A 4764-nucleotide genomic window follows, 5' to 3' on the forward strand; every position below is an offset into this window, starting at 1 on the left:
GTGCGGACGCTCCCGCGCGGTCAGGACAAGCTGTGCGGGGTCACTCCCCCGCAACCGTTCACTCCCCCGCGACCACGGTCGGCGCCCCCGACTCGACACCCGCCGCCTGCATCTGCTCGGCGAGCTTCAGCGCCTCCTCGATCAGGGTCTCGACGATCTTCGACTCCGGAACGGTCTTGATGACCTCGCCCTTCACGAAGATCTGCCCCTTGCCGTTGCCGGAGGCGACGCCGAGGTCGGCCTCCCGGGCCTCGCCCGGGCCGTTCACGACGCAGCCCATGACGGCCACTCGCAGCGGCACCTCCATGCCCTCCAGCCCGGCGGTGACCTCCTCCGCGAGCTTGTAGACGTCCACCTGGGCACGCCCGCAGGACGGGCAGGAGACGATCTCCAGGCCGCGCTCGCGCAGCCCGAGCGACTCCAGGATCTGGTTGCCGACCTTGATCTCCTCGGCCGGCGGGGCGGAGAGCGAGACCCGGATGGTGTCGCCGATGCCCTCGGCCAGCAGCGCGCCGAAGGCGACCGCCGACTTGATGGTGCCCTGGAAGGCCGGCCCCGCCTCGGTCACGCCGAGGTGCAGCGGGTAGTCGCAGGCGGCGGCCAGCTGGCGGTAGGCGTTGATCATCACGACCGGGTCGTTGTGCTTGACCGAGATCTTGATGTCGCGGAAGTCGTGCTCCTCGAACAGCGAGCACTCCCAGAGCGCCGACTCGACCAGCGCCTCCGGGGTGGCCCGGCCGTACTTCTCCAGCAGGCGCTTGTCCAGCGAACCGGCGTTGACGCCGATCCGGATCGGGATCCCGGCGTCCTTGGCGGCCTTGGCGATCTCGCCGACCTTGTCGTCGAAGGCCTTGATGTTGCCCGGGTTGACGCGCACCGCCGCGCAGCCGGCGTCGATCGCCGCGAAGACGTACTTCGGCTGGAAGTGGATGTCCGCGATGACCGGGATCTTCGACTTCTTCGCGATGATCGGCAGCGCGTCGGCGTCGTCCTGCGACGGGCAGGCGACCCGGACGATCTGGCAGCCGGAGGCGGTCAGCTCCGCGATCTGCTGCAGCGTGGCGTTGACGTCCGCGGTCACCGTGGTGGTCATCGACTGCACCGAGACGGGCGCGTCACCGCCGACCGGCACGTTGCCGACCATGATCTGCCGGGAGTAACGGCGCTTGGCGAGCGGCTTGAGCGGCAGGGACGGAATACCGAGCGAGATCGCGGTCATGTGCGCAGGGTTCCCCGGGGTTGAGGTGTGGTCATCCGCCCGGCCGCTGGGACGGCCGAGGCCGGGCGCGCGAACTCCCGCGCACCCGGCCTCCACGGTACGGCACGGTCCGGGCGCCCAGCACACCCGCCGTCCCCCGACGCCCTAGCCGATCTTCACCGGGTTCACCAGGTCGGCCACCATCACCAGCAGGGTGAATCCGATGAAGATGCTGGCCACGACGTATGCGACCGGCATCAGCTTGGCGACGTCGAACGGGCCCGGATCCGGCCTCCGGAACATTCGTGCGAAGCGGCGGCGGACCGACTCCCAGGCCGCGCCGGCGATGTGGCCGCCGTCCAGCGGCAGCAGCGGCAGCATGTTGAACAGGAACAGCGACAGGTTGATGCCGGCCAGCAGGTTCACGAAGATCGCGATCCGCTGGGTGGCCGACTCGTGCAGCGAGAACACCTCACCGCTGACCCGGGCGGCGCCGACCATGCCGATCGGCGAGTCCGGGTCGCGCGGGGCGTCGCCGACCACGGCGTTCCACAGGCCGGGGATCTTGCCGGGCAGGGCGGCCAGCGACCGCACCCCGTTCTCGGCCATGTCGTACATCCGGTCGACGGACTGCCCGAAGCCGAGCTGGACGGTCTCGCTCCTGGGGGTGAACCCGAGGAAACCCGCCTGGACGGTCTGGCCCTTCACCGGCACGCCGTTGCCGTCGTACTTCTGCACGTCGTTGACGGCGATGGTGGGCGTGAAGGTGAGCTGCTGACCGCCGCGGTCCACGATGATCGTCACCTGCTTGCCCGCCGACTTCCGGATGTCCGCCTGGAGCTGGTCGTAGTCGCGGATCCGGTCGCCGTCGAAGGAGAGCACCTTGTCGCCCTGGCGCAGGCCGACCTCGTTGGCCGGGGTCTTGGGCGCGTCGGCCGGGCAGGTGTCGGTGGGCTGGCCGGCCTTGACCACGCACTGGGCGACCGAGCCGATGGTCGGCACCGCCATGGTGACGCCGAAGCCCATCATGACCGTCAGGAACAGCCCGAACGCCAGGATCAGGTTCATGAACGGCCCGGCGAACATGACGATGATGCGCTTCCACGGCTTGCGGGTGTAGAAGAGCCGCTGCTCATCGCCCTCCTGGAGCTCCTCGTAGGAGGCCTCACGGGCGTCCTCGATCATGGTGCGCCAGGGCGAGCTGCTGCGCTTGGTGATCCGGCCGTCCTCGCCCGGCGGAAACATCCCGATCATCCGGATGTACCCGCCGAACGGAATCGCCTTGATGCCGTACTCGGTCTCGCCCTTCCGGCGCGACCAGAGGGTCGGGCCGAAGCCGACCATGTACTGCGGCACCCGGATGCCGAACAGCTTGGCCGTGGAGAGGTGGCCGAGTTCGTGCCACGCGATCGAGACGAGCAACCCGATGACGAAGACCAGGATGCCGACCACCGTCAAAACCGTTGCCACCGCTGGTCCTCCGTCATGCCGCTCCGCTCATCGTCTCGTCCTACCGCAATCGGGGTCGTCAGTCGACCGTCAGCCGGCCGCCAGCTCGCGGGCCCGGGCGCGCGCCCAGTCCTCCGCGTGCAGGACGTCCTCCACCGTCAGGGAAGTTCCCGCCGCCGAACCGCCGTCCCGCCGGCCGTGCTCGGCCACGACCTTGGCAACAGTGTCCACGATTCCGGTGAAGACGAGGCGGCCCTTCAGGAATGCCTCCACGCACTCCTCGTTGGCCGCGTTGAAGACCGCCGGGTTGGTGCCGCCCAGGGTGCCCACCTCGCGGGCCAGCTCGACCGCCGGGAAGGCCTCGTCGTCCAGCGGGAAGAACTCCCAGGTGGCCGCCTTGGTCCAGTCACAGGCGGGAGCGGCGTCCGGCACCCGCTCCGGCCAGCCCAGACCCAGCGCGATCGGCATCCGCATGTCCGGCGGGCTGGCCTGGGCCAGGGTCGAACCGTCGGTGAACTCCACCATCGAGTGCACCACCGACTGCGGATGGACCACGACCTCGATCCGGTCGAACGGCACGTCGTACAGCAGGTGCGCCTCGATCACCTCCAGGCCCTTGTTCACCAGGGTGGCCGAGTTGATCGTGACGACCGGGCCCATCGCCCAGGTCGGGTGCGCCAGCGCGTCCTGCGGGGTCACCCCGGCCAGCTGCTCCCGGGTGCGGTTGCGGAACGGGCCACCGCTGGCGGTGACCACCAGCTTGCGCACCTCGGCCCGGGTGCCGCCCGCCAGCGCCTGGAACAGCGCGGCGTGCTCGGAGTCCACCGGCACGATCTGGCCCGGCTTCGCCACCGCCTTCACCAGCGGACCGCCGACGATCAGCGACTCCTTGTTGGCCAGCACCAGCACCCGGCCCGCCTTCAGCGCGGCCAGCGTCGGCCGCAGGCCGATCGAACCGGTGATGCCGTTCAGCACCGAGTGGCACTCCAGGGCGGCCAGCTCGGTCGCCGCGTCCGGGCCCACCAGCACGGTCGGCAGCGGACGGCCCGCCGCCTTCGCGGCCAGCGCCTCGCGCAGCGCCGGCTCGGCCGCCGGATCGGCCACCGCCACGGTGTGCACGCCCAGCCGCACCGCCTGCTCGGCGAGCAGCTCCACCCGGCCGCCGGCCGCCGACAGGGCCACCACCCGGAAGCGGTCCGGGTTGCGGAGCACGACGTCGATGGCCTGGGTACCGATCGAGCCGGTGGACCCCAGGATCACCAGCTCCCGGGGGCCGGACGGGTCCGCCACGGTGGGTGTGAAGCGAAGCTGTGGGTGAGCGAGCGAAGTCATGCGCCCATTGTGTCCTGTCCGCGGCACCGCCCCGGTACTTTCCCCCGGGCCGCCCCGCCCGTCCCGGGCTACCGTCGGAACCATGCGTACCGTCATCGCCGGGGGCCACGGACAGATCGCGCTCCGGCTGGAACGGCTGCTCGCCGCCCGCGGCGAGCGCCCCGCCGGGATCGTCCGCCGCCCCGAACAGGCCCAGGACCTCGTCGACGCCGGCGCCGAGCCGCTGCTGCTCGACCTGGAGGCCGCCACCGCCACGCAGCTCGCCGGACTGCTGACCGGTGCCGACGCGGTGGTCTTCGCCGCCGGCGCCGGACCGGGCAGCGGCGCCGCCCGCAAGAACACCGTCGACCGGGACGCCGCGGTGCTGCTCGCCGACGCCGCCGAGCTCGCCGGGGTCCGCCGGTACCTGATGGTCTCGGCGATGGCCGCCGACGCCGGGGCGCGCTACCCCGCCGACGAGGTCTTCGAGACCTACCTGCGGGCCAAGGGCGCCGCCGACGACGCCGTCCGGGCCCGCACCGGGCTGGACTGGACGGTGCTGCGCCCCGGGCGGCTCACCGACGGCCCCGGCACCGGCCTGGTCCGGCTGGCCCCCTCGGTCGACCGCGGCACGGTGGACCGGGCCGACGTGGCCGCCGTCCTGGCCGCCCTGCTGCACGAACCCGGCACCGCCGGACTGACCCTGGAGCTGGTCGCCGGGAACGCCACCGTCGAGGAGGCGGTCGCCGCGGCCGCCCGGCACGACGGCTGAGCCCGCGCGGGCGCGAACGCGAGGAGGGCCCGGT

4 protein-coding genes are annotated in these 4764 nt (G+C 71.8%); 1 reads left to right on the forward strand and 3 read right to left on the reverse strand.

Annotated features, from left to right (window positions below; genetic code table 11):
* Positions 1-58: 58 nt before the first annotated feature.
* From ispG to dxr, 3 genes are all read right to left on the reverse strand, one after another.
* Positions 59-1219: a flavodoxin-dependent (E)-4-hydroxy-3-methylbut-2-enyl-diphosphate synthase gene (ispG, locus tag ACFU7Y_RS40370; protein WP_224282510.1), complete on the reverse strand. Its 1161-nt coding sequence runs from the start codon at positions 1217-1219 to the stop codon at positions 59-61.
* Positions 1220-1363: 144 nt separating this feature from the next.
* Positions 1364-2668, reverse strand: coding sequence for an RIP metalloprotease (locus tag ACFU7Y_RS40375; RefSeq protein ID WP_224282511.1), 1305 nt, complete (start codon positions 2666-2668; stop codon positions 1364-1366).
* Positions 2669-2737: 69 nt separating this feature from the next.
* On the reverse strand, positions 2738-3979 hold the full coding sequence (dxr, locus tag ACFU7Y_RS40380) for a 1-deoxy-D-xylulose-5-phosphate reductoisomerase (protein WP_380771360.1): 1242 nt from the start codon (positions 3977-3979) through the stop codon (positions 2738-2740).
* Between the two features lie 82 nt (positions 3980-4061).
* On the opposite strand from dxr, the gene ACFU7Y_RS40385 reads away from it, so the two are divergent.
* Positions 4062-4730 (forward strand): NAD(P)-binding oxidoreductase, encoded by a 669-nt coding sequence (locus ACFU7Y_RS40385; protein ID WP_224282951.1) that lies wholly within the window; start codon positions 4062-4064, stop codon positions 4728-4730.
* Positions 4731-4764: the final 34 nt, after the last annotated feature.

Origin of the sequence: Kitasatospora sp. NPDC057542 (assembly GCF_042801945.1) — a bacterium.
GTDB lineage: Bacteria > Actinomycetota > Actinomycetes > Streptomycetales > Streptomycetaceae > Kitasatospora.

What these genes read in the sequence shown, in the direction of transcription:
- ispG (WP_224282510.1), bottom strand. Translation starts at nt 1,219, where the DNA reads ATGACCGCGATCTCGCTCGGTATTCCGTCCCTGCCGCTCAAGCCGCTC.
- dxr (WP_380771360.1), bottom strand. Translation starts at nt 3,979, where the DNA reads ATGACTTCGCTCGCTCACCCACAGCTTCGCTTCACACCCACCGTGGCG.
- ACFU7Y_RS40385 (WP_224282951.1), top strand. Translation starts at nt 4,062, where the DNA reads ATGCGTACCGTCATCGCCGGGGGCCACGGACAGATCGCGCTCCGGCTG.